The sequence below is a fragment of the Gordonia hankookensis genome (assembly GCF_014673215.1).
In the GTDB taxonomy this organism is placed as follows: domain Bacteria; phylum Actinomycetota; class Actinomycetes; order Mycobacteriales; family Mycobacteriaceae; genus Gordonia; species Gordonia hankookensis.
Window position 1 is genome coordinate 350,472 of record NZ_JACWMS010000001.1, and the last position, 26,492, is coordinate 376,963.

Sequence of the window (26,492 nt, forward strand, 5' to 3'; positions counted from 1 at the left end):
ACCGAGGCCGGTTCTCACGCGAGTCGTGTGATCTCCACGACGACGTCGAGGTCCGTTGCGCCGCCGCCGGTGTAGATGCCCTTCAGCGGTGACACATCGGAGTAGTCACGACCGACGCCGACCGAGACATGCTGTTCGCTGACGCCGGTGTTGTTGGTCGGGTCGTATCCCCACCAGCCGCCGGTCCACGCCTCGATCCAGGCATGGCTCTGCCCCTCGACGGTCGCGTCGATCACGGCATTCGGCTTCGGGTGCAGGTATCCCGACACGTAGCGGGCCGGTATCCCCAGACTGCGCAGCATCAGCAAGGTCAGGTGCGCGTAGTCCTGACACACGCCCTTGCGTTCGTTCCAGGCATCGACGGCCGTGGTGTGCACACCGGTGGTACCCGGGACGTATTCCATCTCCTCGTGCACATACCGGCACACCGCCTCGACGGCGCCTTCGGGATCGAGTCCTTTCGCCAGTCGGTTTGCCGCAGAGGACAGTTGACGGTTCTTGCAGACATATGAGGTGTACGAGAGCATCTCGTCGTAGCGATCGGCGACATACCCGCCGCGGATCTCGTCCCACGTGACCTTCTCCGAAGGACGTTCTCCCGCTTCGGTTTCCACCACCGACATACCCGACACCTCGAGCTCTTCATGTGGAGCGTGCAGATCGAACGCGGTCACTGCGCTGCCCCAGTAGTCGGTGTATCGATACGACCGGGTGGCGGGCACCGTCTCCACACGGTTCACGATGACATTCTGCCGATTGTCGCTGCGCGGGGTCAGGCGCGCCTCGTTGTAGGACGACGTCACCGGGCTCTTGTAGGCGAATCCGGTGGAATGGACGACGCGCAGACGCCAGCTCACAGCTCACTCTCCTCGATGACATGGTCTTCGGCATCGCTGACCCGGGCGTCCGCCCACGACACGTAGGGCGACACATGGAAATACTGTGCGGTGACCGCCTCGTTCACCTCACGACAGGTGTCCTGGAGATCGATCAGGCGGTCTTGCAGGTCGTCGAGGAGCCTGCCCGGCTCGAGGAACTCGAGCGAACTCCGCGCGCGCCCGAGCAGCAGGAGCGCCTCCACCTGGGCTCCAACCCGGCTCGGACGTTTCTCCAACTCGACCAGATTGCTCTCGGCCACACGAAGGGCGTGGAAGACCGATCGCGGAAAGAGCCGGTCGACCAGCATGAACTCGACGATGTTCTCCGCGTTGAGTACGCCGCGGTAGGTACGCAGGAACGTGTCGTGGGCGCCTGCCGACACCAGGACGCTCACCCACGCCGGCGAGCTGACCCGGTCTCCCGCACGCGACAACAGCATTCGGATGGTCATGTCGACCCGTTCGACCGACCGCCCGAGGAGCAGATAGCGGTACCCGTCGTCGTGACTGAGGGTCGCGTCGGCGAGGCCGGCGAACATCGCGGCCCGATTCTTCACATACGAGAGGAACTCGTGCGGCCCGAGCCGACGGGCTCGTCGTTCGGCGTCCCCGAGTCCGTTGTAGGTGGTGTTGAGGCACTCCCACATCTCGCTCGAGGTCACTTCTCGTGCACCGCGGGCGTTCTCGCGTGCCGAGCGGATCAGGTCGATGATCGACCCGACGGAATCCTTGTCGTACGCGACGCGTTCGGTGAGGGTCCACACGTCGAGCGGATCGTCGGTGTCGGGTGTGTCCAGACCCAACACCTGGATCACCAGGCGTGCCTGACGATCCACGTCCACTGTCGCGTCCTCGAGGAGTTGGTGGATCGCGACATCGAGGATGCGGGCCATGTCGTCGGCGCGCTCGACGTATCGGCCGATCCAGTACAGCGATTCGGCGTTGCGGGCCAGCATCATTGTCGGCCACCTCGCTCGGCGGCCGTGCCCTGCTGGGGCAACGCGGATTCTTGTCCCTGCTGCTGTTGCTGAGATTGGGTGTGCAATGGGTCCGGCGCACTCTCGGCCGGCCGCGCGGCAGCAACGCTGCCGGCGCCGACGACCTTCGCCCCCGAGAGTTCCCGTTCTTCCGATGACCGGGACGACGCGAGCACCCACGTGTCCTTGGAGCCGCCACCCTGGCTGGAATTGACCACCAGTGAGCCCTCTGGCAGGGCGACGCGGGTGAGTCCGCCCGGCAGCACCCAGACGGATTCACCGTCGTTGACCGCGAACGGCCGCAGGTCGACGTGTCGGGGCCGGACGTCACCGTCGATCTTCGTCGGCACGGTCGAGAGTTGCACCACCGGCTGGGCGATCCAGCCGCGGGGATCGTTGCGGACCTTGCGCGCCAGGGTGTCGAGCTCCGCCTTCGTGGCGTCCGGACCGAACACGATCCCGTAGCCGCCGGAACCCTCGACCGGCTTGATCACGAGTTCGTCGATGCGGTCGAGGACCTCCTCGCGTTCGTCATCGAGCCAGCAGCGCAGAGTGTCGACGTTCATCAGCGACGGCTTCTCGCCGAGGTAATACTCGATGATCTCCGGTACGTAGGTGTAGATCAGCTTGTCGTCGCCGACCCCGTTGCCGACTGCGCTCGAGATCACCACGTTGCCGGCCCGCGCGGCGTTCAGGAGCCCCGCGACGCCGAGCATCGAATCCGGCCGGAACTGCATCGGGTCGAGAAAGTCGTCGTCGATGCGACGGTAGATGACATCGACCCGCTGCTCTCCCTCGGTCGTCCGCATGTAGACGATGTTGTCGCGGCAGAACAGATCTCGTCCCTCGACGAGTTCGACCCCCATCAGGCGGGCCAACAACGAATGCTCGAAGTAGGCGGAGTTCGCGACGCCTGGCGTCAGCACCACGATGTTGGGGTCGGCCTCGTTGAAGGCGGCCGAAGCACGCAGCGCCCGCAGGAGGTGACTCGGGTAGTCGGCGACCGCGCGGACGCGGTGTGACGAGAACAGATCCGGGAACACCCGCGCCATCGTTCGTCGGTTCTCCATGACATAGGAGACGCCGGACGGCGAACGGAGATTGTCCTCGAGGACGCGGAAGTCACCGTTCTCGTCGCGGATCAGGTCGATACCCGCGACATGGATACGAACCCCGTTGGGTGGCCGGATGTTTGCGGCCTGCCGATGAAAGTGCTCGCACGAGTGGACCAGTCGTTTGGGCAGGACGCCGTCCCGAAGGATCTCCTGCTCGCCGTAGATGTCGTCGAGAAAGAGTTCGAGCGCTTGCACCCGCTGGGTGATCCCGGCCTCCAGCTTCGTCCATTCGGTGGCCGAAATGACCCGTGGCACAACGTCGAGCGGAAACGGTCGTTCTTTCCCCGACAGCGAGAACGTGACGCCCTGATCGATGAAGGCGCGTCCGAGCGCGTCCACGCGCACGTCGAGATCGGCGCGATCGTACTCGGCCATCGCCTTGTAGATACCCCGGAACGGGGCACGAACCTCGCCGTCGGCGTCGAACATCTCGTCGAAAGCCTTGCCGTATGGTCCTTTCGAGTACCCGGTGAAGATCGTGTCATCGATCGCCTTCGGTTCCCGCACAACGGTCTTCGCACGCTTGGCGGGTGCACTCGACTCACGTGCCCGCCCCTTGGCGGCCGGGGCCGCCTTGCCGTCGCCACGACCGCCGCCGGACTTGGCACCCTTGGTCGTCGCGGTTGCGTTCGACTTACCGGAGGCGGCCTTGGGAGCAGCTCGCTTGGTGGACGATGCGGACGTCGACGCGGGACTCATAACTTGACATGGTGCTACAAAAAAGCGGATTCGGCATGACGGTTCGGCATGCCTGTCTCACAGCGAGCGGCGAACTCCCAGTGCACGCCGCCGGATCCGGCGCACGATGTTCATCGCGCGGGTCTTCCACCTCGGGCCGACGGCAGGCAGCGGCGCCACCTTGACCATCTCGGCCATCGTGTCGAGAGCCACGTCGAGGACGTCCTGGACCGTCGGCGGCAAAGCGTCACCGGCCGCCAGCCGACTCACGGCCAGGTCACCGAGGTCTCCGGATACCCGGTATCCGGCCGAGCGCACCTCGCCGATCATCTCGTCGGCGGTGTGGGCGATCCATGTCCGCTGGTCCGACGTCAGGCCACGTGGGGCACCGTTGGGCGCCTCGAAGAGGATCTCGCCGATCAGTTGACCTTTGATGACGCGTTCGTAGCGCTGCCATGCCACCTCGGTGGGTTGCAAACGGTGGTTGAGCTGACGCAGGAACTCCGCCTGGGCGGCCGACAGCGACGAGTTGAGACTGGGCACCGGGATGGTGAGGGCGGCCGGCTCGACGTCGAGCACGCGCAGGAACCTCTCCCACAGATTGTCGCCGGGCGTGTCGCGGCGCGTTGGCACGGTCACGACGTGTACCCGCTCCGGCCCCACCGCCTGAGCCCAATCGGCGAGGATCCGGATGTAGTCCTGGAACTCCCAGAACGGTTCCTCGACGGCTCCGTCGGTCGGTGCGACGAATCCGGGAAGGGCCGGACCGCAGGTGTGCACGGAGGCGAGGAACTCGTCGAAGGTCGCCTCTCGCTGGTTCTTGATGTTCTCCTGCCACACCGACGGCAGTTGTCGCGCCAGGTCACGCACCGTGGCGATGACGTGCACCTCGTCGGCGAAGGAGAGGTCGTCCACCAATGTCGCGATGTGCTCCGGCGTGGCGGTGGCGTAGAGCTCGTGCGAGAGCAGGGAGGTCTGCGGCCACGCCTTCATCTGTGCGAGCAGCGTCGGCCACTTGCGCGCGAAGGCCGGGTCGACCCAGTCGAGGTAGCGCTCGGGCTGGAGATGGACCGCAGCGTGGAAGTGATCGGAGATGACATCACCCGGATAGAGGAGACCGGACGACCGCATTGCCAGGTCGCGGTTACGCCAGAGCCGATCCTGGAGATGAGTGGTCCCCGTCTTGGGCAGGCCGATATGCACGTAGACAACAGACATGATGAATTGAAGCCTAGTTGGTGGAAACCCTTGCGCATCGTCGGGCGACGGAGGCTCCGGTAGCGCCGACTGACACGATTTGGGCGCTGTCGAGCCCGGCTGGTAACGTAGAGCGCTGTCGCAGTGTCGGCAGGATCCTCCGATCCGGACCCGTCCGAACTGCTCAGGCGCGAGCCGCTCGCCGCCGAAACAGAACAACGAGTACCAACCCGAATCAAAGAGGTATACACGCGTGGCAAACATCAAGTCGCAGGTCAAGCGCATCCGCACCAACGAAGCGAACCGGCAGCGCAACCAGGCTGTGCGCTCGTCGCTGCGGACCGCGATCCGTCAGTTCCGCGCGGCTGCCGATGCAGGCGACAAGAACAAGGCCGCCGAGCTCGCCGCCGATGCAGGCAAGAAGCTCGACAAGGCCGCCTCGAAGGGCGTCATCCACGCCAACCAGGCCGCCAACAAGAAGTCGGCGATGGCGCTGGCAGTCAACAAGCTCTGACCTGCCCCCCCAACAGCTACAGCCAGATCTTCACGGCTCACCCCGGTGACATCCACGCGGTCACCGGGGTGAGTTGCGTCCTGTCATTCCCGTCGGCTGCGTTCGCGTGCCGGACGTAGATCCGCGACCGTCGCGACGGCATGCTCGAGGCTGAAGTCCGCATCCGCGGCCTGTCCCTTGACGTCGCCGTTGAGCTGGGCGACCACGACGATCGCCGACGCGATCGAGGTGGAGTCCCAGGCCCGGGCCTGTGCCTGCACCTTCTTCACGCGTCGCGGCGGCATACCCAATTCCGATGCGGCCGCGTACTGGTCCATCGACCCCATCGCCCGCACGCGGGCGATCGCGTGCACCGCCTCCGCGAGGGCGTCGGCAAGCAGTACCCGAGGCACCCCGTGATGCTCGGCCCACGCCAAAGACTCCAGGGCACCCGCCCGATCGCCGGTGACCGCCTTGTCGGCGACCTCGAAACCCGTGATCTCCGGACGGCCCTGATAGTAGAGCCGGACCGCATCAACGGTGACCTTGCCGCCGGTGTCGGCCATCAGCTGGCTGCATGCCGCGGCGAGTTCCCTCAACTCGGAGCCGACCCCCTCGACGACCTGCTCGACGACCTCGTTGCTGACCTTCGCACCGAGTGACCGGAACTCGTTGCGGACGAAATCGATGCGCTCGGACGGCCATTTGGGACCGGCGCAATCGTGCTCGACCGCACCCGCCTTCTTCAGCGCGGGCACCATCGACTTGGCGCGGCCCCCACCGGTGTGGGCGACCATCAAGGTGATGCCCTCGGGCAACTCCGCGGCCGCCGCGCTGATCAGCGCCGCCGGCTCCTTGCCTGCCTCGGCAGCCGACTCGACCACCACGATGCGATCCTCCGCGAACAACGACGGACTGAGCAGCTCGGCCAGCTCGTGCTCGGTCACGTCGCCCGCCCGGACCCGCGTGACCGGGATGTCGGCACCGGTGGCCGCGGACTGCTCGGTGACCACCGCCGTGATCACCCGGCCCGTCAAGAAGTCATCGTCCCCGAGCAGCAGGTGCAGGCGTTGCGTCACGGCGACCATGGTGCCAGACCCGCCCGACATCGCGCCCACGACCGGGGGCCCGTGCGTCGAGTTCGCCGCGCCGTGCCGCACGGTGAGCCAGGAGGTGGAGCACGAACACGAACAGACCGCTGCCGCCCGCCACGACGATCCCACCGACGACGCCCGACGGCACCGGCACCGCAGCCCAGGACAATCTGCCGAGTACGCGGGCACACATCGACATCCACCACAGCTCGGGCTCCAGACCTCGGATGACCAACTCGGCACAGCGCGCGCCGACACCGTCCGGACCGCCGATGGCACCCACCACCGCAGCCGCCGTTCCGACGACTCCGACAAGGCCGACCACCGGGACGACCAGGATGTTGGCCAGCAACCCCACGATGCTGAATCGTCCGCTCAGCACCGCGATGAGCGGTGCGGTGGCCAGTTGAGCGGCCGCCGCCATCGCCACGAGCTCCGCCAGCATCGGGGGAACACGCCGATCCCGCAACCAATCCCGTAGTCCGCCGGACCACAGCACCAGCCCCGCAGTGGCCGAGACCGACAACGCGAACCCCGGGGCGACAGCCAGTTCCGGCCACCACAGCAGCCCGATGACGGTCGCCCCGCCGAGGGCGGGCATCGCCTGTGCCCGCCGTGACCCGACCAGCGCCAGCAACCCGACCATGCCCATCATCGCCGCCCGCAACACGCTCGGCGACGGGCGGACGAGGATCACGAAACCCACCAGGACGATCGTCCCGGCAACCGCCGTGACCCACGGCGATGCGCCCAGCCACCGGATGCCGAATATGGCTGCCCCACAGACGATCGCGAAATTGCTGCCGGACACGGCAAGTAGATGGGTCAATCCGGCCTCGCGAAAGTCGTCACGCACCTCCGCGCCGAGCATGCTCGTGTCCCCGAGGACCAGCCCCGGCAACAGACCCGAGGCATCCGGGCCGAGTGCGCGTGCCGACAGCAGCCTCAGCCGTTGACGGATATCGCCCGCGACACGCTGGTGCGGTGGTGGGCGACCGACCAGTCGCGGAGCGGACACCGCTGACAGCCGTGCCGCCAGCAGGTCGTGGCCTCGCGCCGGACTGATCCGCACCAGAGCCGAAACATGCTGTCCCGGGGTGACTTCCGCCCAGTCATCGCCCGGACCGATCAGCTCGGCAGCGATACGGCGACAATCGCGACCGGCGACCGCGGCCACGTCCACGCGGATCCGGACCCGCGCTCCAGGATCGAGGGTCACCGGGTCGTCGCGGATGATGACCGTGACCCCGACCTTCCCGTCGATGTGCGACAACGGATGTGCGGCACGCGCATCGAGACGGATCGCCAGGGCTCCCGCGGTCACGGCCGCCACACCGCAGATCACCACCACGAATGACACCGCCGACCAGCTGACCCACCCTCGTCGGACGGCCCCGACGCAGGTCGCGCATCCGGCACCTCCGGCAATCACGATCGGCCAGAGCGAATCCGGCGGGCCAAGCAATCCGACCACGCTGACCACCCAGATGACCGATGCGGGGACGACCAGCCGGTAGTCGCCCGAGGGAATGAGCCCAACGATCGTCGACCTGCGCGTCACACGGCGACCAGGTCGCGCAGCTTCGCGAGCCGGGCCGGGCCGATGCCGTCGACTTCGCCGAGTTGCTCGACCGAGCCGAACCGGCCATGGGACTCGCGCCAGGCGATGATGGCCTTGGCCGTCACCGGACCCACGCCGGGCAGCTCGTCGAGCTGAGCCTCGGTCGCGGTGTTCAGGTCGACCTTGCCCGCCGCTCCCGCCGTCGGCGACGACGCCGCCGGTCCGCCGTTGGCGGACAACGGTGGTCCGGACGCGCCGGTGGTACCGGATGGCCCGACGACGGCGCTGCGGATCGACATCCGTCCACCGCTGCCGGCGTAGCCGACCAGGATCTGATCACCGTCGCTCAGCCGCTGAGCCAGGTTGAGAGACAGGAGATCTGCGCCTCGACGGGCACCGCCTGCCCGATCGATGGCGTCGGCGACGCGCGGCTGCCCGCGAAGCCGGACCAGTCCGGGCCGATGCACCAGGCCGACGACGCTGACCACGAGTTCCTCGGCAGCGGGCGGCGGCGACCCGGCCGACCCGCCCACCTCAGCCGACGCGGCCGGGGCCGCCGCCGAACTCGTCGGCCCGGCCGACATCGGAAAGGCCACGGGTGTCGTCGCGTCACCGGATCCGCCTCGGAGCAACGAGAACCCGGCCACGGCACACGCGACAATGCCGACCAGGATCAGGGCGATCGCGGCCGGCGGGGCGACGGCGAACCGCCGCCGCGGGCCCGGCTCGTCCAGGTCGTCCGGATCGAGGTCGCCGAAACTGTCTCCGACAGTCATCCGGGATCGCGGGCGGTCCTCCGGCGGAACGGGATCCAACCAGGTGGGCACAGCCGCGACCCCCCACGGACTGCCCACCGCGCCGGTGCTGCCGGGCGGGTCGTCCATATCATCGATGCGAGCAGCGGCGATACGGCCGACGTCGGGAGCAGCGTCCGGACCGGAGCCCCACCCGTCGGGGCGGTCGGTGTCACGGACATCGGGGACCTCGGCGTCACGGTCACGCGGCGCCGGTTCGGCGGCCGGCGGCGACAGTCGGTCCAGCGCGGATCGGGAGCGCCGCCCGCCCCGGTGCTCGACCGCTGGTGCACCGAAGGAGGGTCGTCGCGCAGAGGTGCTCATGACCGATGAGCCTAAGAACCGGCACCGCCGATGACGGCCGGGAAGGGGCAGGCAGGCCCGATCTGTGGATGAATCCGGATCTGTGAACGGCTCTCGGCCGCCGGCCTTCTCAGACCTCGACGGGGTCGAGTCCGGTGGCGATCGCCACCCCGATCGCCCCGGGACCAACATGGCAGCCCAGGATCGGCCCGAGATCGACGATGAGCTCCGACGTCACGACCCGCAGCCGCTCGGTCAGTTGGCCTGCCAGTTCTCGCGCGAGCTCGGGGGCCGCACTGTGCTGGACACCGAGGGTGACCGGCCTGCCGTCGGCCGATTCGACGGCGGCATCGACCATCTTGGTGAGCGCCTTGGAGAAGGTGCGGTGGCGCTCCTTGAGCGTGAGGATTCCGTCGACCATGTGCAGGATCGGTTTGATCGACAGCGCCGAACCCAGCATCTTGCTGGCGGCACTGATCCGGCCGCTCTGGCGGAGATTGTCGAGTTGGTGGACGCAGATCATCGAGTCGACGGTGGCCGCCTGTCGGATCGCCGACTCGTACACCCGGTCCCGATCGGCGCCGGACGCCGCGGCCTGGGCGGCACCGATGGCGGTGAAGCCGACGGCGAGACCGACCGACCTGGCATCGACGACCCGCACCTGTCCGGGAAACTTTTCGGCCGCCAGCCGGCCCGCCCCCCACGTGCCCGACAGCCTGCGCGACATGTGGACGGCAACCACGCCGTCGCCGTCGCTCGCGGCCAATGCTTCCTCGTAGGCGATCGCGAGGTCGTGTGGATTGGCACCGGATGTCGTCACGCCCGGCGTCGAGATGATGTCGTCGGGGATGTCGTCGACGCCTTCGAGATAGTCGGTGCCGTCGAGCTCGAGGTGGAGTGGTACCTGCCGGATGCCATAGTGATCGGTCACGGCGCGCGGCAACCGCGACGATGAATCGGTGACGACGACGACTGGCACGGGTCTACGTTAGCCGGTCGCCTCGCGGCCGGCCGCGCGCCGGTCGAGGACATCGTCGACCACCGGCACCACGACGTCGGCGATGCCCCGATGACACTCGTATCCCCAGTGGATCCCATCCGGATTCATCTCGTCACTCGCGCCGCCATCGACTGGATAGAACCCGTCTCTGGTGACCGGATAGAAGTCGGCGACGGCGAGATCGTGCGTGGTCGCCCACTCGGCCATCGCAGCCGTGGTGGGGATCCGGCCACTGTGCACGTAGCCGTAGTACGGACTCCGATGCGTGGGTGGCAGGCACACCACGATCGGCAGATCGGGCCGGAGGTGGGTCAGCGCGGCACGGATCTTCTCCAGGTATTCGACCGTCACCTTGGGCGGCAGGGCCAGCGGCCACCCAACCGTGGACAGCCGCGGTTGCAGCCACTGATACCCGTCCCGGACGACCTGTCGCAATCGGTTCGGCCGGACGTACCGGATCTGTTCTCGCACCGCGGTCGGCAGCGGCGACGGAAGGCTGTCCATCCCGCCGAAGGCCAGCACCACGACGTCGGCGCCCGGTACCGCGGCCCAGATGTTCGGGTCCTGGGTCAGCGCCCACCACACGTCTCGGCTCGTCCAGCCGATCCGTCCGAACAGGCGTACCTCACGGCCGCAGGCCTCACCGACCAGGTTCGGCCAGATCCTCGGGTCGTCGGCGGCCAGCCCGCCCGACGGGCCGTAATAGGCCAACGAGTCGGAGAGGATCAGGACCGTACCGTCCGAACGCCCGGACGCCGGCGTCGGGAGGCTCATTGGACGGCCGCGTCGGCGCTCTCGGCCGACGCGTTCCAGACGTCGAGCCGCCACCGTGGCGGACTCCCCGGGACGCCGTGCCCTGACAGTTGCACCCAGCTGGTGTTGGCGAGCCCGCCGAAGACCGGCCACGATGTCTCCGGGAGGTCGAGGAGCGCCGCGGTCAATGCGGCGATGACACCACCATGCGCGACCAGCACGACGGGAGCCTCCGGATTGTCGCCGGTCCCCCATTCGTCGAGATCGGCGACGAGTTCCGCCACGAGCGGCACGGCCCGACGGGCCACGTCGATCCGGCTCTCGCCGTTCGGAGGACGCCAACCCGCGTCGTCGCGCCAGATTCGTCGCGCACCCGGCATGACCTCGTCGACCTCGTGGTGGGTCATCCCCTGCCAGTCGCCGAGATGGGTCTCACGCAGTCGCCGATCGGTGTCGACCGACAGTCCGGTGCTGCGCGCGAGCGCTTCGGCGGTGTCCCGGGCACGCGTGAGATCCGACGACCTGATGAGCATCGGGGCGCGCTTCGCGAGCACCTCCGCCGCGGCAGCTGCCTGCCGGACCCCGAGAGCCGACAGATCGGTGTCGAGTTGCCCCTGCATCCGACTGGTCGCGTTGTACTCGGTCTGGCCGTGCCGCAACAAGATGAGGCGCCGCACCACCGGTGTCAGTCGCTCGACCGCGGTGTCGTGCGAATCGGGTCCCCCGCTCATCCCAGGCCGTCCACCTCGATGATCGGGCAGTCCTGCCACAGCCGTTCGAGCGCGTAGAACTGTCGCTCGTCGCTGTGCTGGATGTGCACCACGATGTCGGCGTAGTCGATCAGGGCCCACCGCCCCTCCCGGGTGCCTTCACGTCGCACGGGCTTGTACCCCGCCTCGCGGAGTTTGTCCTCGACCTCGTCCACGATCGATGTCACCTGCCGCTCGTTGTCGGCGGAGGCGATCACGAAGATGTCGGTGATGACGAGCTGTTCGGAGACGTCGATGACGGTGACGTCATGCGCGAGTTTGTCGGCGGCGGCGAATGCCGCGACCTTGGCCATCTCCAGCGCTTCGGCTGTGGCAGTCACGGGTGTCCTTCCATCGGATGTTTCGGGGCGGTCGCAACCGGATCGGTCGCACCAGATCGATCAGGGAGCGGAAACGCCCGGCGAGGATGCCCTCGGTGAACGGTACAGCTTGCGTTTGGCGATGTACTGGACCACACCGTCGGGAACCAGGTACCACACCGGTCTCCCGCGGGCTGCGCGGGCGCGGCACTCGGTGGACGAGATCGCCAGCGCCGGGATCTCGAGCATCTGCAGGGTGTCCGGGGGCAGCGCCTCGAGGTGCTGCGCCAGGTGCTTGACATGGAGTTCGTACCCGGGCCTGCTCACACCGATGAAGTTGGCGAGTTCGAAGAGTTCCTCCCAGTCCTGCCAGGACAGGATCGACTCGAGCGCATCGGCTCCGGTGATGAAGTAGAGCTCGGCTTCCGGATGCATCCTGCGCAGATCACGCAGTGTGTCGACGGTATAGGTGTCGCCCTCACGCTCGATGTCGACACGGCTCACCGTGAACCGCGGATTGGACGCGGTGGCGATCACCGTCATCAGGTAGCGATCCTCGGCCGGGCTCACCGCGCGTGCCTGATCGGCTTTCGCCACGGGGGCGTCGTCGTCGGTGAGTTTCTGCCACGGCCGACCGGTCGGCACAAAGATGACCTCGTCGAGGGAGAACCGGTGACCCACCTCGCTGGCCGCGACGAGGTGGCCGTTGTGGATCGGATCGAATGTGCCACCCATGATGCCGATACGGCGTGCACGCGGCTGCTGTTGCAACGGGCGGTCGGTGGCCATGAGGTGTGAGTTTACGCGGTCGGCGCCACGTGCCCGCCCGGCCCGGGCCAGATCACACCGGGAGCAGATCTGCGATCGCCCGGCCGAGTTGGGTCGCGTTGCGGCATTCGAACATCTCGATGATCTCGGCGTATTCGATCGCGGCGGAGTCGCCGGTCCCCCAATTGCGCTCCGCCTCGGGATTGAGCCAGTACGCATGCCGGGCACGGTCGGTGAGTTCACGCAGCGCGCCGAGATGAGGGTCGTGATAGTTGGTGCGCCCGTCGCCGAGGATCAGCAACGCCCCGCGATGGGTGAGCGACTCGCCGTATTCCTCGACGAACCCGCGCAGCATGTTGCCGTAGTCGGAATGCCCGTCCCGCGTGCTGATCCGCGCGGTCGTGATCATGCGGTGCATGCTCGCACCGAAGTCCTCGTCATCGGCGCCGCGGTCGAAGAAGTCGGTGACCTCGTCGACGGTGTCCACGAATGCGAACACCCGCACCTTCGAGAATTGTTGGCGCAGTGCGTAAACCAGCCGGAGGGTGAACTGCGAGAAGCCGGCGACCGATCCCGAGACATCGCAGATCACGACGAGTTCGGGCCGGCCGGGCCGCGGCTTGCGGTGGCTCAATTCGATCGGTACACCACCGGTCGACATCGACGCGCGGAGCGTCTTGCGGACATCGACGGCACCGCGGTGGGAGCGGCGACGTCGGATCTCCAGCTTCGCCGCGAGCAATCGAGCAAGCGGCTGGATGGTCCGTCGGATCTCGGCGAGATCCTTCGCGCCCGCGCTGAGGAAGTTGATGTTCTCGGGCAACGGCGGCACCGCGTAGTCGGCGACCCGGTCGCGACCGTTGCGGCCCGCCATCCGACGCTGCGTCTCCGCCTCGATGGCGGCCCGGAGCTCTCCTGCCCGGGCGCGGGCGGCGCGACGGTAGAGGGGTTCGGTGCCGGGGCGGTCGCCGCCCGCGCCGTTCGCGTCTCCCCCGCCCGCCATGGCCGCCGCGATCCGCGCGATCAGAGTCTGCGGGTTGACCGTCGACAGCGCCTGATAAGCCGAGAACGCCTCACCGCGCGTCGAGTCGTACCGACCGAGCTGATCGACGATGAGGGCGATCATCTGGTCGAGCCGACCATCAGCATCGGCCTCATCGTCGGCGAGCATGTCGGCGACCATCTCACGCATCGCCTCCACGTCGATCTCCCCGTCCGGTGTGCGCGGCAGATCTGTCGCCGTCGTCCGCGCGCCGGTGCCCAATGGGAACCACAGGTCGAAGACCGTGTCGAACACCCTGCGGTGCATCTGGTCACTGATCAACGTGGTGGCCAGGCCCTCGCGGAGGCTGCGCCGGTCGAGGAGGTCGAGGACCTCCATCGCCTGCGCGGCGTCGATGAGCGACGACGGCCCGACGACCATTCCGCGCCGGCGCAATTCGTCGACGAACCCGGTGAGGTGGGCGATCATCGGCACCTCATCGGTGCCCGCGGCACCCGACACGGCGGACCCGTCGGTCGACATCAGCCCAGCTTGAGTTCTTTGAGGGCCGTCTTGAGGTCCGGTCGGTGCTTGAGCACCACTCCGAGCGTGCGGGCGATGAGGCCGTCGTCGAGCTTGCCGCCGCCCTGCGAACCACTCGACTCACCGGCGCCCAGTGCGAGCAGGGTGTTGGCCCAGTCGATCGTCTCGGCCACCGACGGCTTCTTCCGGATGTCGAGGGTGCGCAACACCCCGACGACACGCACCAGTTCGGCCGACAATGCATCCGACAGTCCCGGCACGCGCGAAGCCAGGATCTCCCGCTCACGGGCGGCGTCCGGGAAGTCGATGTAGAGGTAGAGACAGCGACGTTTGAGCGCCTCCGACAGGTCCCGGGTCGCATTCGAGGTCAGGATCACCACCGGGCGCCGGGTCGCAGCCACTGTACCCATCTCCGGGATGGTCACGGCGAAATCGCTGAGCACCTCCAGGAGCAGACCCTCCATGTCGACGTCGGCCTTGTCGACCTCGTCGATGAGGAGCACCGTCGGCTCCGACCGCGAGATCGCCTTCAGCAGCGGCCGAGGCAGCAGGAACTCATCCGAGAAGATGTCGGCTTTTGCCTCGTCCCATTCGCGACTACCGGTCGCCTGGATGTGCAGGATCTGCTTGGCGTGGTTCCACTCGTAGAGCGCGCGTGCCTCGTCGATGCCCTCGTAACACTGCAGGCGAATGAACTCCGCGTCCGTCGCCTGCGAGATCGCCCGCGCCAGTTCGGTTTTGCCGACCCCGGCCGGACCTTCGACGAGCAACGGCTTGCCGAGACGATCGGCGAGGTACGTGGACGTCGCGGTGGCGTCGTCGGCGAGATAACCGGTCGACCGCAGCCGGGTGACCACGTCGGCGACATCACCGAACGAGGGAACAGTCGTCGGGCCTCTGCCGGCCGCATCACCCATCATGCCGGCCGGATGTGGCCGTCGCCCCAGACGATCCACTTGGTCGAGGTCAGTTCGGGCAGACCCATCGGCCCACGCGCATGGAGCTTCTGGGTCGAGATCCCGATCTCCGCGCCGAAGCCGAACTGTTCTCCGTCGGTGAATGCCGTGGAGGCATTGACCATCACCGCTGCCGCATCGACGCGGGAGGTGAACTCGCGGGCGGCCGCGAGATCGGTGGTCACGATCGCCTCGGTGTGGCCGGTGCCGTAGGTGTCGATGTGCGCGACCGCGGCGTCGAGTCCGTCGACGATCTTCATCGCCACGTCCATCGACAGGTACTCCTCGGCCCAATCGGTCTCGGTGGCCGGCTCCATTCCCGGCTCGTCACCGTGGATGACCACTCCCTGCGCCTGGAGAGCCTGCCTGATCTTCGGCAGCGCGTCGCCTGCGACAGCCTTGTCGATCAGTACTGTCTCGGCGGTGTTGCAGACGCTGGGGCGCCGCGTCTTGGAGTTCAAGATGATCCGCGTCGCGACATCGACATCGGCGAGCGCGTGGACGTAGACATGGCAGTTGCCGGTGCCGGTCTCGATGGTGGGGACCGTGGCGTTGGCGACGACCGCGTTGATGAGTCCGGCGCCACCGCGCGGGATCACCACGTCGACCAGACCCCGTGCGCGGATCAGCGCGGTGACGCTGGATCGATCCTCACTGGGCAACAACGCGACCGCGTCGGCGTTCACGCCCTTGGCGCGCAGCACTTCCCGCAGGACGCGCACCAGCTCGGCGTTGGAATCGGCGGCCGAGGACGAGCCGCGCAACAGCACTGCGTTGCCCGATTTGAACGCGATCCCGAAGGCGTCGACGGTGACGTTCGGGCGGGCCTCGTAGACCATCCCGACCACACCGAGCGGAACTCGGACCTGCCGAAGGTCGAGACCGTTCGGAAGCGTCTTGCCCGAGACGACCACACCGATCGGGTCGGGCAGCACCGCCACCTGCCGGAGGCCGTCGGCGATGCCGGTGATCCGTTCCGGGGTCAGACGTAGACGATCGATCAGGTTCGCCTCGGTGCCGTCGTTCTCGGCACGGAGGACATCGGCGGCGTTGGCGGCGAGAATGACCTCGGCGTCGGCTTCGATCGCCTCTGCGGCGGCGAGCAGGATCTCGTTCTTGGCCGCTGTGGTCAGGCCGGCCAGCGTCCTCGACGCGATCCTCGCCGCCTTGGCCAGCCCCCTGACGACCTTCTCTATGTCGGCCGTCTCCACGCCCGGTACGGCGGTGGGTGCACTCATGGATTCCTCGACTTCACGTGCGGAATTATGTCGCTCACCAGACTAACGCGGGTTGCCGAGACGCCCGCAGCGCGGTGCACCCACCGCCGAGCCGGAACCATGGCTCACTCGTCCGATGACCACACCTTCAGTGCGCCGTAGCCCGCGTCCGGGGTGTTGCTGATCTTCTCCATGGTGTTGAAGCTGACGTGCGGCCACCGGATGAGGCCCTCGGTGCCGTCGATGCGGTCGAAGAAGTCGAGCATCACGATCTGCAGATATTGCAGACGCAGCCTCGGGTGGCCGTCATTGTCCTTCTCCGTCAATTCCTGAATCCAGAACGTCGACGTCATCGACGTCGCGTCGGCCTGCTTCACGACGAACGGGATGTTGGAGATACCGCCATCGGTCTCGGTGTCGAGGCTCAGGATCGTGGTCCGTTCGATCTCCACGGCGCTGTTGACGGAATTCATCATGTCCGACACCTTGCTGATGTCGAACGATGCATTGTCGCCCTGGAACGGGGAGTCGATGAAGAACTGATAGGGAGCCAGATATCCCGATCCCGCGGGTACTCCGATGGGAAAGACGTCCACCGGCGCAATCGCGGGCATGCCCGCGACGACGTGGTCGTTCGGGATGTGTTTGCCCAATGCCAGCACCGCGTCGCCGTGCGGCACGGTCGCGAGACGACCGATGTTCGGACCGGGTTCGGTCTCGTTCTGCATGTACAGGAACAATCCCGGCTCGTGATGGATCGCGTCGCCGCGCTTGCCGGCGAGGTCGGTGCCCAGGTTGTCGGCCGAGGCGATCTGTTCGATCGACTGCTCGTAGTCGAGCGTGCCGACCTGCTGATCCGTGTTCGCGTTCGGGAGTCCTGACGGATCATTTCGCCGCACGCCCCGGTTCGGCACGTTCTTGTCGACGAGACTGAATTCGAGACGTTCGTTGAACTGGTTCAGCAGGACTCGATAGTCGGGCCGGCCGGCACCGATGTGTGGGAGTGCGATGAGATTCCACCCCCGCCCGACGAGGGCGTCACCGGTGGAGCCGCAGTTGGCCCAGACGCCCGGGAGCATGGCGAGCGGCCCGAGGTCTTCGTCGCCGGACCGAGCGATGCCGATGGTGCGCTGGTGGATGTCGGCGGTGCTGGGCGTCAGCGTGGCGGCAGGCGCGACACCGTTGGTCGTGGGGTCGTCGATCGTTGTCATGAGGTGATCCTTCGATGAGAGGCTGATCCCCCGAGGATCACCGGACAAACCGGACATGACACGAGTAGCCGACTACCCATTTCACGGCTGCTCGGTCGCCGAACTACTCAGGCTTGCGAACCCCGATCGGTCACCACCCCTGCCATGGCCGTACTCAGCACTGCCGCAGGGATTTTCGCAATATCGTCGCCGACGGGGCATCGAGTAGCAGGTGGTATGTGGACACCACGGTCACGAACTGAATGGAGTACTGACACCGGAATCCCCTGTTCGGGGGCATCCATCTCGCCGGCTCCTGATCCGACTTCGTCTGATTCGACGCCGCGTCCACCGCCACCAGATTGGCGGGATCGTTGGCCAGGTTCACGCGCGCCGTCGGCGACCACGACCACGCGCCCATGTCCCAGGCGTAGGCCAGCGGAACGATGTGGTCGATCTGGATGGCCCCCGCACGACGGTCGCGCCGGAACACGATGAACTCGCCCGTGTAGGGACTACGGAACTCGCCCGCGACAACCGCTCGCGCGCAGGAGGACACCGCCGCCCGGCGCGTGTCCGTCAGGTCGCGGGCGAGGACGTCGTTACGGGTGTCGCACCCGTTGAAACCTCCCGCAGCCGCCGTGGCATCGGTCCACGCGGACCCGAATGCTTCGCGTCGGTAGTCCCCTCGCGAAGGACGTTGCGCCAGTGCCGAAACCGCCGACAGTGCCTGCAGCGCCCGATCGGCGTGCTCGCGCACGGCGGGATCCGATGTCGAACGATCGCCCGGTACCACTGCCCCGACTGCCACGATCAGCGCGCTCAGGACACATCCGCCGAGGATCAGCCACCAACGCAGCGGCCAGTCGCCCATGAACGTCATGGTCCATTGGACGTGGCGGCCGCCCGCGCCGTTCCATCTGACGCAGGCGACTACGACTTGTCGAGGTACTTGACCTTGTTCGGCACGAGGATCGCATCGACGAGATCGGCGAGCGCACGGTGATCGGCCAACGGCAGATCCGTTCCCACGATCTGGTCGGCGAGGTCGCGTGCGTCGCTGATGACGTCGCTGTCGCCGAGCAGCGACAGGAAACGCAGTGACGAGGTTCCGCCCGACTGCAGCGATCCGAGGACGTCCCCCTCGCGTCGTTGTTCGAGATCGACTCGCGCGAGCTCGAATCCGTCGATCGACCCCTCGACCGCACGCAGGCGCTGCATCGCCTGCGACACCTGCGGGGCCGACGTCATCAAGAGGCACAGGCCGGCATGGCCGCCACGACCGACGCGGCCGCGCAACTGGTGCAACTGGCTGACCCCGAACCGCTCGGCATCCACGATCACCATCATGGTGGCGTTCGGGACGTCGACGCCGACCTCGATGACGGTTGTCGACACCACCATGTCGACCTCGCCGCGGCCGAACGCATCCATCACCGCGTTCTTCTCGTCCGCTGGCAGGCGCCCGTGGAGCATCTCGATCCGATGGGCCCCGAGCGGGCCGGTCAGCAACTCGGCATATTGGTCGACCACCGACGTGCTCTTCGGCGCCTGCCCGTCGCCGTCGCGTAGCGACTTCTTGTCGCCGTCGCGTAGCGACTTCTTGTCGCCGTCGCGTAGCGACTTCTTGTCGCCGTCGCGTAGCGACTTCTTGTCGCCGTCGCGTAGCGACTTCTTGTCGCCGTCGCGTAGCGACTTCTTGTCGCCGTCGCGTAGCGACTTCTTGTCGCCGTCGCGTAGCGACTTCTTGTCGCCGTCGCGTAGCGACTTCTTGTCGCCGTCGCGAAGCGACTTCTTGTTGTCGTCGACATCGTCGCCGATGCGGGAGCAGACCACGTAGACCTGCCGGCCCGAAGCAATCTCCTCGGCGGCGCGGGCCCATGCGCGGTCGACCCACGCCTCGTTGCCCATCGGGACGACCGACGTGCTGATCGGCTGCCGCCCCCGTGGCAGCTCGGTCAGCGTCGAGGTCTCCAGGTCGCCGAAGACCGTCATCGCCACGGTCCGCGGGATCGGTGTCGCCGTCATCACCAGGAAATGCGGCATCAATCCGTCTTTCCCTTTGGCACGCAATACATCCCGCTGTTCGACGCCGAACCGGTGCTGCTCGTCGACCACCACCATCCCCAAGTCGAAGAAGGTGACGTTCTCCTCCAGCAGTGCATGGGTTCCGATGACGATCCCCGCGGTACCCGTCACCACGTCGAGAAGGGTCTGCCGCTTGCCCGCGGTTTTCATCGAGCCGGTCAGCAGAGCGATCGTGGTGGCTCCCTCTGCGGCGGTGAGCTCGCCTGCCTCGGCGAGGTCGCCGAGCATCGTCCGGATGGTCCGATGGTGCTGGGCCGCAAGAACCTCGGTGGGCGCCAGGATCGCGCATTGATGACCGTTGTCGACGACACGCAACATGGCCAGCAGGGATACGAGCGTCTTGCCGGACCCGACCTCGCCCTGCAGCAGCCGGCTCATCGGCGCTTCTCGTCCGAGTTCCTCGGCGATCTCGGCGACCACCGTGCACTGTCCGTCGGTCAGGGTGAACGGCAACCGGTCGAGCAGCCGGTCCTCGAGTCCGCCGGGCACGTGCGGACACGGCGACGCGCTCTCGCCCCGCCCGGCGATCCGGCGTTGCGCGAGAACGGTCTGGATCGCCAGCGCCTCGTCGAACTTCAGACGGGCACGTGCCACGTCGATGTCGTCCTCGGTGTCGGGCAGATGAATCCGGCGCAGGGCGTCGCCCGTACCGATCAGACCACGGTCGGAGCGCTGGTCCGGGCTGAGCGCGTCGTCGGCGTTCTCGCCGCCCTCCATCGCCGCCAGGACACGACGGATCGCACCCCAGATGTCCCAGGTCTGGATGTCCTTGGTCGCCGGGTAGATCGGCACGATGGGGCGGTCGAAGGCGCCCGGGTCCACGTCGCCGCCGGTGATCTCGGCCTCGACGGCGTACATCTCGGAGAGCATCGCGGACCCCACCACGCGATCGACGTCCGGATCGCCGTCGGGGAGGATGGCCCATTCCGGATGGGACAGTTGGACCTTGCCCTGGAAGGTCTTCACCTTCCCGGCCATCATCACCCGTGCACCGGATTTGAGCTGGTGCTGAATGAACTTGGCGTTGAAGAAGTTCGCCTCGTAGGCGTGGCTGCCGTCGGTGACCGCGACCTTGAGGAACTGACCATGCCGCTTGCGCATCTGGATCATCCGCGAGCCGGTGATCCGGCCGACGATCGTCACCCACTCGTCGTTCTCGGGCAGTTCGTCGTTGGACAGCTGGCCGTGGCGGACGTAGCGGCGCGGTGCGTACCGCAGCAGCTCCCCCACGGTCGACACCGACAGGGATGCGAGCTTCGTGGCGGTCTTCGGGTCGAGCGCCACGTCGAGCGCGTCGGACATCTGAACCACTATTCGACCCCGACCTGGATCAACTGGTCCGACTGTCCCGTCTGGTAGACCGCGAGTTCCACACCTGGGTAACTGCGCCGCATCTGGACGCCGACCGCTTCGAGGGCCACGTCGTCCACATCGGCCCCGGCCATCACCGTGACCATCTCGCCACCGGTGGTCAGCATCAGGTCGATCAGCGCGGTGGCGGCGCCGGTCTGGTCGGGTGCGATGACCAGGACATCGGAGCCGATCAAGCCCAACACATCACCGACCTCGCAGGTACCGGCGAGTGTCATCATCTTGGCGCGGGCCCGGACCAGCGAACCCCAGCGCGTGGCGGCCGCCGCCTCCGCCATCGCGTAGGTGTCCGCGTCCGGCGACTCGGCGTCGTCGTGCACTGCCAGTGCCGAAAGACATTGCACCATAGACGATGTCGGCAGGTGAACCACTGTGCGCTGCGTCGATCGGGTCGCCGCGGTCACCGTCACCAGATCCTGTGACGCGAGCTTCCCGTTGGCCATCACCACCACATGCGCGCTGTCGGTCGCGCGGATAGCCTCGACCAACGCCTCCGGGGTGAGTCCGTCGTCGGCGCGCAACACGGCGGCGCCTGCGTCGCCGAACAGGCCGGCGGCCCCCTCCCCGGTGACCACGGCCACCACCGCCCGCTTGTGGCGGGGCGGCGGCTCGGCGGAGTCGGTCTGCGCCCTGATGGCGTCGAGTGCGAAACAGCTGATCCGGATGTCCGACACGGCACCCCGGGTGACGCCTGCCTCGACGGCCTTGCCGGGATCACATGTGTGGACGTGGACCGAGAAGCGCTCGCCGTCGCCTGCCGAGCTGTCCCCGACGATCACCACGGCATCGCCGAGATCGTTCAGCGTCTCCCGCAAGGACCCGATCTCACCACCGGCTGCACCGTCGAGGAAGTACATGACCTCGAAATCCATGTCGCTGCCACCGGAACACGCATCGTTGCCCTGATGTCCCGGCTCACCCCCGCCGGTGAGGATGCCGCGGTAACGACGGCGACGCTGGGCGACGCCGGTGAGCACCGCGACCATCGCGTCGGCGAGCGCCAGGAATCCGCGCGCGCCGGCGTCGACGACCCCTGCGCTCGCCAGCTCCGGCAGTTGTTCCGGCGTTCGCTCCAACGCATCGGCACAGTCGTCGGCCACCGCCCGGGCCAGGTCACCCGCCGACTCCGAGATGTGTGCGGCCGCGGTCTCGGCACCCACCCTGATCACGGTCAGGACCGTTCCCTCCCGGGGCTCGCTGACCGCGCGCACCGCGGCGAGCGAGCCCAGGCGGAGGCCCGCGGCCCACAGGTGGTTGAACGTCATATGCGACCCGTCCGGCGACAACTCGGCGGCGTCGGAGAGCCCGACCAGGATCTGAGAAAGGATGATGCCGGAGTTGCCCCGCGCCTGGGTCACCGCGCCGTCGGCCATCGCATGGGCGACCGCCGCGATCGTCGTGTCCTCCGGTACCCGATCGGCTGCATCTGCCGCGGCCCGCATGGTGAAGAGCATGTTGCTGCCGGTGTCCGAGTCGGGGATCGGGAAGACGTTCAGGTCGTTGATCTCGCCGCGCAGCGCCTCGAGACCGTCGACAGCCGCGTGCGCCCAGTCCCGCAAGAGCTGCGGATTCATCGTCCGGGTGGTAACGCCGTCGAACGCCGACTCCATGAAACCCCTTACCGTTGGCCGTGGCGAAGGCCGCCCGTCGGATGTGTTCGAGGTTACTCGCGCGGGCCGACAGCAGCGTAGGGTGACCACGCGCGGGCGGGTGCCCACATCGGTCTGGACAGGGTGGATTTGTCCGGGCCGGGCCGGTGCGGCTATTCTTGCAGGGTTGCCTTGCTGCAGTACCGGTCGACGCGGAGTCGCCGATCGTGGGACGAGCAGGTAGAACACGACCACTTTCATCAACACAAGGGAGTTCGACGATGGCTGCCGTCTGCGATATCTGCGGCAAGGGACCGGGCTTCGGCAAGTCGGTTTCGCACTCGCACCGGCGCACGAACCGCCGGTGGAACCCGAACATTCAGTCGGTGCGCGTCGAGGTCGCGCCGGGGAACCGCAAGCGTAAGAACGTGTGCACCTCCTGCCTGAAGGCGGGCAAGACCGCACGCGTCTGATCGTCGGGCGGCGACGCCCACATCGATCGAACCGATCTTCACGCTGAGCCCGACACCGAGCGAGCATCCGCTCGCCCTGGTGTCGGGTCTTTGTGCGTTCGGCGATAGAGTCTGCAGATCATGACCGCAGAGCCCATGACCGAAGCCGCAGAATCCCTCGTCACGCAGGACGGTTCCGTCCTCACGATCGCCGTGTCCACCCCTGCGGCGGGCAATTCGCTCGCCGACGATGCGATGCTCGCCGGAGCCGCGGCCCTCCGCGAAGTGGCGCGCGGCGAACGCGAGGTCGGCGCCGTCCTGCTCGTCGGTACCGGCAACAACTTCTGCGCGGGCGGTAACGTCAAGGCGTTCGCCTCCGCCGACCAGCGCCCGGCATATCTTCGCGAGATCGCCGACAACTTCCACGCCTTCGTCGGCGCGCTGTACGAGGCCAATCGCCCCGTCGTCGCCGCGGTCAAGGGATGGGCGGCGGGCGCCGGGATGAGCATCGTCCTGCACGCCGACGTCGCGGTCGGCGGAGCATCGACCCGCATGCGCCCCGCCTACCGCGGCATCGGCCTGTCTCCCGATGGCGGGATGACGTGGACCCTTCCGCGCATCGTCGGTCCCGCCCGTGCACGTCATCTCATCCTCACCGATCAGGTCATCGAGGCCGAGCAGGCACTCGCGTGGGGCCTGCTGTCCGACGTCGTCGACGATGCCGAGGTCGAGTCGTCCGCCCGCGCGGCAGCCGACAAGATCGCCGCAGGCCCGTGGCAGTCGGACGCCAGCACCCGCGAGCTCCTCTGGCGATCGGCGAACACATCTCTCACCGAGCACCTCTCCGCGGAGGCCAGGTCGATCTCCACGCTGTCGGGAAGCGTCGAGGGCATCGAGGGCGTCGACGCATTCGTCGCCAAGCGCAAGCCCGATTTCGCCGCCGCCCGCAAGTCCTGACGGGCCGATCAGGCCGGCAGGCGCCAGTCGACGGGTTCGGCACCCAACTCCTCGAGCGCCTCGTTGGCGCGACTGAACGGCCGGGATCCGAAGAAGCCTCGACTCGCCGACAACGGGGACGGGTGCGCGGACTCGATCACCGGGACGTCGGGCAGCCATTGTTTGAGGCTGCCCGCGTCCCGGCCCCACAGGATCGCCACCAGCGGCTCTGCGTCCCGCGCGACGAGGGCCTTGATGGCGCATTCGGTCACCTGCTCCCACCCTTTGCCACGGTGCGAGGCCGGCTCACCCGGAGACACCGTCAGGACCCGATTCAGCAGCAGCACACCCGATTTCGCCCACGGCGTGAGGTCCCCGTTGGCCGGCGTCGGATAACCGAGATCCTCGTTGTACTCACGGTAGATGTTCGCCAGGGATCGTGGGATGGGTGAGACGTCCTGGGCCACCGAGAAGCTCAACCCCACCGCGTGACCCGGCGTCGGGTACGGATCCTGGCCCACGATCAGCACCCGGACGTCGTCGAGCGGCTGAGTGAAGGCCCGCAAGACGTTTGCGCCCGCGGGGAGATAACCGCGGCCTGCGGCGTTCTCCTCGCGCAGGAACTGCCCCATCGCCGAGATCACCGGCTCCACCGGCGTCAGCGCCGTCGCCCAGCCGGGATCGATCAACTCCGACAACGGTTTCGGCGAGGATGCCGCCCCGGCCGCGGTCACCCGATCCTCCGCAACGCGTCACGGAAGTACTTGCCGTTCTGGAAGTACATCTCCACGTTGAGGTCCACGTGGCCCTCCGGGACCTCATATCCCGCACGGATCTTCGCGGGTACCCCGAGCGCCATCGACCTCTCCGGCACCGCGAACTTGAACGGCACCACCGCGCCCGCTCCGACGATGGCACCGGACCCGATCGTCGAGCCGTTCAGGACAACCGAACCCGACGCGATCAGGCAGTGGTCACCGATCGTCGCGCCCTCGATGTGCGCGTTGTGGCCCACCACGCACTCGTCGCCGATCACCGTCGCGTCGATCGGGGTGCAATGGATGATGGTGCCGTCCTGGATGTTGGTGCGGCGACCGATCGTGATGGTTCCCGAATCGCCACGCAGGACGGCACCCGGCCAGACCGAGACGCCCTCGGCGAGGGTCACGTCGCCTATCACCGTGGCATCCGGATGGATGTAGACGTCGTCACCGATGGTGGGTTCGCGGTCGCCGAGTGCGTAGATAGCCATGCACCGAATCTAAACATCCGACCCGGCAGGGGCGTCGTCAGGCGTCCGTCAATCCCCGAACGACTGCCACCCGTGCAGTCCGCGCACCACGCGACCGTCCACCCGCACCGCACTTCCCAGCCCGACGTCGCCGATTCGGGTCCAGCCGGGCGGCAGGACACCCGGGGGGAAGGCGGCCAACAGTTCGTGGTCCTCGCCGCCGGTCAGCTTCCACTCCTGTGGGTCCATGCCGAGCGTCGCCGCCGCGTCGTGCACCGCTGCGTCCGTGGGGATCCGGTCGGTCTGCACGTCCAGCGCGAGGCCGGCTGCCGTTGCCATGGTGATCAGTTCCTCGATCAGGCCGTCGGAGATGTCGGTCATCGCATGCGCCCCGGCCCGGGCCGCCACCGGTCCCTGCGTGAGATCGGGCGACGGCAGCCGGTAGGCGGCCAAGAGTGTGGGGAACTCGTCGAGGTGACCGGTGTCTCCACGGGTGTCGGCGTCGACCAGCAGAGCCAGACCGGCGGCACTCGCCCCCAGAGCGTGTCCGGTCACCGCGAGCACGTCCCCGGGTCGAGCACCACCCACGACGATCGGGACGGCGCCGTCGAGAGCCCCCACTGCGGTGACGCCGAGGACGACCTGGTCGGCGGCCACGAGGTCACCCCCGAGAACCCGTCCCCCGATGCGGTGAGCGGTCTCGACGATCCCGGCGTTGAGATCGAGAACGGTCCCGACCGTGGTGTCGGGAGGGCAGCCGATGGACACGACGATCCCGGTGGTGCGGCCGCCCATGGCGGCGATGTCGGCGGCGCTCTGGATGACCGCACGAGCACCGACCGTGCGCGCATCCGACCAGTCGAACCGGAAATGTCGTCCCTGTACGGACGTGTCGGTGCTGATCACCGTCGGGCCGGCGGTGTCGATCACGGCTGCGTCGTCGCCCGAGCCGATGACGATGTCATGGCCTGCGAGCGGCCCGACCGAGTCGTCGGCGAGAGCCGCGCGGGTGAGTTCGGTGATCAGGCGCCGTTCCCCGACCTCACCGACGGTGCGGGCCCGATCCACCGGGTCCCCGGCCCTTCCCACGGTCACGGCGTCTCCTCGGTCTCTGAGTCGCGCTTGGACGGGGTTGTCAGCGACAATATGGCGACAGTGTATTGGCTCGCCGGTACGTCACTGCGCCGTGCGGTCGTTCGCGACTCACGACGTCGGTGTCGGCGGGTCGGGCAGCGCGATCCCGGCCGGGGTCGCGTC

General features: G+C 67.6%; 25 protein-coding genes. 3 read left to right on the forward strand and 22 right to left on the reverse strand.

What is annotated here, in order from left to right:
* Nucleotides 1-14 precede the first annotated feature (14 nt).
* The 4 genes from IDF66_RS01600 to IDF66_RS01615 are packed head-to-tail and all read right to left on the reverse strand — an operon-like array spanning nt 15 to nt 4,866.
* Nucleotides 15-857, reverse strand: a complete 843-nt coding sequence (locus IDF66_RS01600) for a transglutaminase family protein (protein WP_164309121.1) — start codon at nt 855-857, stop codon at nt 15-17.
* Nucleotides 854-1,837, reverse strand: coding sequence for an alpha-E domain-containing protein (locus IDF66_RS01605; RefSeq protein WP_164309120.1), 984 nt, complete (start codon nt 1,835-1,837; stop codon nt 854-856). Before IDF66_RS01605 ends, IDF66_RS01600 begins: the two co-directional genes overlap by 4 nt.
* The gene (locus IDF66_RS01610; RefSeq protein WP_190265512.1) at nt 1,834-3,669 is read right to left on the reverse strand and encodes a circularly permuted type 2 ATP-grasp protein; all 1,836 of its coding nucleotides are present in this window, start codon (nt 3,667-3,669) and stop codon (nt 1,834-1,836) included. Before IDF66_RS01610 ends, IDF66_RS01605 begins: the two co-directional genes overlap by 4 nt.
* 57 nt (nt 3,670-3,726) lie before the next feature.
* Nucleotides 3,727-4,866 carry a sulfotransferase family protein gene (locus IDF66_RS01615; RefSeq protein WP_190265513.1) on the reverse strand — a complete coding sequence of 380 codons (1,140 nt, stop codon included), beginning with the start codon at nt 4,864-4,866 and terminating at the stop codon, nt 3,727-3,729.
* Between the two features lie 232 nt (nt 4,867-5,098).
* On the opposite strand from IDF66_RS01615, the gene rpsT reads away from it, so the two are divergent.
* Nucleotides 5,099-5,359 (forward strand): 30S ribosomal protein S20, encoded by a 261-nt coding sequence (gene rpsT, locus IDF66_RS01620; protein ID WP_164309117.1) that lies wholly within the window; start codon nt 5,099-5,101, stop codon nt 5,357-5,359.
* Between the two features lie 83 nt (nt 5,360-5,442).
* Here rpsT and holA read toward each other — a convergent pair whose 3' ends face one another.
* The 15 genes from holA to IDF66_RS01695 form a co-directional block, all read right to left on the reverse strand.
* The gene (gene holA, locus IDF66_RS01625; protein WP_164309116.1) at nt 5,443-6,426 is read right to left on the reverse strand and encodes a DNA polymerase III subunit delta; all 984 of its coding nucleotides are present in this window, start codon (nt 6,424-6,426) and stop codon (nt 5,443-5,445) included.
* Entirely contained in the window at nt 6,380-7,993 is a 1,614-nt protein-coding gene (locus IDF66_RS01630; protein ID WP_317628546.1) for a ComEC/Rec2 family competence protein, read from the reverse strand. Before IDF66_RS01630 ends, holA begins: the two co-directional genes overlap by 47 nt.
* Complete coding sequence (locus tag IDF66_RS01635; RefSeq protein WP_223309086.1) at nt 7,990-9,111, reverse strand: ComEA family DNA-binding protein; 1,122 nt, start codon at nt 9,109-9,111, stop codon at nt 7,990-7,992. Before IDF66_RS01635 ends, IDF66_RS01630 begins: the two co-directional genes overlap by 4 nt.
* Nucleotides 9,112-9,220: 109 nt before the next feature.
* Entirely contained in the window at nt 9,221-10,069 is an 849-nt protein-coding gene (locus IDF66_RS01640; RefSeq protein WP_164309115.1) for a DegV family protein, read from the reverse strand.
* Nucleotides 10,070-10,078: 9 nt separating this feature from the next.
* A complete protein-coding gene (octT, locus tag IDF66_RS01645) occupies nt 10,079-10,864 on the reverse strand; it encodes a diglucosylglycerate octanoyltransferase (RefSeq protein ID WP_190265514.1) in 786 nt (261 codons plus the stop codon).
* Nucleotides 10,861-11,574, reverse strand: coding sequence for a histidine phosphatase family protein (locus tag IDF66_RS01650; protein ID WP_190265515.1), 714 nt, complete (start codon nt 11,572-11,574; stop codon nt 10,861-10,863). Before IDF66_RS01650 ends, octT begins: the two co-directional genes overlap by 4 nt.
* A complete protein-coding gene (rsfS, locus tag IDF66_RS01655; RefSeq protein ID WP_164309112.1) occupies nt 11,571-11,933 on the reverse strand; it encodes a ribosome silencing factor in 363 nt (120 codons plus the stop codon). The genes IDF66_RS01650 and rsfS overlap by 4 nt, the downstream gene beginning before the upstream one ends.
* A 60-nt stretch (nt 11,934-11,993) precedes the next feature.
* A complete protein-coding gene (gene nadD, locus IDF66_RS01660) occupies nt 11,994-12,701 on the reverse strand; it encodes a nicotinate-nucleotide adenylyltransferase (RefSeq protein WP_190265516.1) in 708 nt (235 codons plus the stop codon).
* A gap of 52 nt (nt 12,702-12,753) precedes the next feature.
* The gene (locus IDF66_RS01665) at nt 12,754-14,205 is read right to left on the reverse strand and encodes a vWA domain-containing protein (protein ID WP_190265517.1); all 1,452 of its coding nucleotides are present in this window, start codon (nt 14,203-14,205) and stop codon (nt 12,754-12,756) included.
* Nucleotides 14,205-15,125: an AAA family ATPase gene (locus IDF66_RS01670; RefSeq protein WP_190265518.1), complete on the reverse strand. Its 921-nt coding sequence runs from the start codon at nt 15,123-15,125 to the stop codon at nt 14,205-14,207. The genes IDF66_RS01665 and IDF66_RS01670 overlap by 1 nt, the downstream gene beginning before the upstream one ends.
* The gene (locus IDF66_RS01675) at nt 15,122-16,399 is read right to left on the reverse strand and encodes a glutamate-5-semialdehyde dehydrogenase (protein ID WP_190265519.1); all 1,278 of its coding nucleotides are present in this window, start codon (nt 16,397-16,399) and stop codon (nt 15,122-15,124) included. The genes IDF66_RS01670 and IDF66_RS01675 overlap by 4 nt, the downstream gene beginning before the upstream one ends.
* A 104-nt stretch (nt 16,400-16,503) precedes the next feature.
* On the reverse strand, nt 16,504-17,589 hold the full coding sequence (locus tag IDF66_RS01680) for a heme-binding protein (RefSeq protein ID WP_223309087.1): 1,086 nt from the start codon (nt 17,587-17,589) through the stop codon (nt 16,504-16,506).
* A gap of 154 nt (nt 17,590-17,743) precedes the next feature.
* Entirely contained in the window at nt 17,744-18,442 is a 699-nt protein-coding gene (locus IDF66_RS01685; RefSeq protein ID WP_223309088.1) for an HNH endonuclease family protein, read from the reverse strand.
* A 59-nt stretch (nt 18,443-18,501) separates the two neighbouring features.
* Nucleotides 18,502-20,958 (reverse strand): ATP-dependent DNA helicase RecG, encoded by a 2,457-nt coding sequence (locus IDF66_RS01690; RefSeq protein ID WP_190265521.1) that lies wholly within the window; start codon nt 20,956-20,958, stop codon nt 18,502-18,504.
* Nucleotides 20,959-20,966: 8 nt separating this feature from the next.
* The gene (locus IDF66_RS01695; RefSeq protein WP_223309089.1) at nt 20,967-22,637 is read right to left on the reverse strand and encodes a DAK2 domain-containing protein; all 1,671 of its coding nucleotides are present in this window, start codon (nt 22,635-22,637) and stop codon (nt 20,967-20,969) included.
* Between the two features lie 260 nt (nt 22,638-22,897).
* Between IDF66_RS01695 and rpmB the strand changes: the two genes are divergently transcribed.
* Nucleotides 22,898-23,089 (forward strand): 50S ribosomal protein L28, encoded by a 192-nt coding sequence (gene rpmB, locus IDF66_RS01700; RefSeq protein WP_124706538.1) that lies wholly within the window; start codon nt 22,898-22,900, stop codon nt 23,087-23,089.
* Nucleotides 23,090-23,209: 120 nt separating this feature from the next.
* On the forward strand, nt 23,210-24,025 hold the full coding sequence (locus IDF66_RS01705) for an enoyl-CoA hydratase/isomerase family protein (RefSeq protein WP_190265522.1): 816 nt from the start codon (nt 23,210-23,212) through the stop codon (nt 24,023-24,025).
* An 8-nt stretch (nt 24,026-24,033) separates the two neighbouring features.
* On the opposite strand, the gene IDF66_RS01710 is transcribed toward IDF66_RS01705, so the two are convergent.
* The 3 genes from IDF66_RS01710 to thiL are packed head-to-tail and all read right to left on the reverse strand — an operon-like array spanning nt 24,034 to nt 26,330.
* Nucleotides 24,034-24,738 (reverse strand): uracil-DNA glycosylase, encoded by a 705-nt coding sequence (locus IDF66_RS01710; RefSeq protein WP_190265523.1) that lies wholly within the window; start codon nt 24,736-24,738, stop codon nt 24,034-24,036.
* Nucleotides 24,735-25,256, reverse strand: coding sequence for a gamma carbonic anhydrase family protein (locus tag IDF66_RS01715; RefSeq protein WP_164309104.1), 522 nt, complete (start codon nt 25,254-25,256; stop codon nt 24,735-24,737). Before IDF66_RS01715 ends, IDF66_RS01710 begins: the two co-directional genes overlap by 4 nt.
* A 48-nt stretch (nt 25,257-25,304) precedes the next feature.
* Nucleotides 25,305-26,330 carry a thiamine-phosphate kinase gene (gene thiL / locus IDF66_RS01720; protein WP_164309103.1) on the reverse strand — a complete coding sequence of 342 codons (1,026 nt, stop codon included), beginning with the start codon at nt 26,328-26,330 and terminating at the stop codon, nt 25,305-25,307.
* Nucleotides 26,331-26,492: the final 162 nt, after the last annotated feature.